We start from the raw sequence: 660 nt of genomic DNA, 5'->3' as shown, positions 1-660 counted from the left end.
TTTGTTGTGAAAGCAGAAGACGGCGTCTGTGTTAGGGTGGCGTATCGTGGGCTGGGGGGTGTGTATAGGAGGCAGGTCCAGGGGAGCCAGTTCGTAGTCATAGAAGGCCCAGACTTTGTCTGGACAGTGGAAGCCGGAGAGGGGTTAATCTCTGCGGCGGCGAAGTTCGCGGGCAAAGTGAACAACGCCGTCAGGCAATACGAGACCGCTCACCAGATAAGCGCTACACTAGCCCCACCGAATCCAGCTACGAGCAATCTCGGCAAACAACTAGAACAGCTGTCGGAATTACATTTTTCTGGAGCGTTGAGCAACGCAGAATTCAGTGCGGCGAAAAGCAGGCTTCTAGGAATTTAACGACGCCCCACGGGTTAGAGCAGGCTTCTCCTGTCCGTATCGTTGTGTCTGCTATGTTGGTGCTGTCATCGGTGACTGAGTGAAGGAGCGATCATGGGTGCGGATGATGGGACGAGCGTATTCCCTTCGGTGGGCGGCGAAGAGAGGACGACCGTCCTGCCACTTGCAACAGCGGAAACACCGGCTGGTGCAGTTCCCCCGCCGGTGCCGCCTGACGGCGGAAACCACAGCAAGCCCCGCGCCGGCAAAGGCAAACACAGGTGGAAAACGGTCGCCGCCGTACTGCTCGCCTTCCTCATCGGC

General features: G+C 58.0%; 2 protein-coding genes. Both read left to right on the top strand.

Annotation, left to right across the window (positions count from 1 at the left end; translation table 11 throughout):
• Positions 1–357, top strand: a 357-nt coding sequence (locus CRD60_RS09225; protein WP_236630929.1) for an SHOCT domain-containing protein, incomplete at its 5' end; no start/stop codon positions are given.
• Between the two features lie 93 nt (positions 358–450).
• Positions 451–660 (top strand): hypothetical protein (locus tag CRD60_RS09220; protein WP_236630928.1); only part of this gene is annotated, 210 nt, incomplete at its 3' end.

Source organism: Bifidobacterium aemilianum, from assembly GCF_003315635.1.
Classification (GTDB): Bacteria; Actinomycetota; Actinomycetes; order Actinomycetales; family Bifidobacteriaceae; genus Bifidobacterium; species Bifidobacterium aemilianum.
The sequence above is the reverse complement of the archived record's forward strand: the minus strand, read 5'-3'. Positions and strand labels throughout refer to the sequence as shown.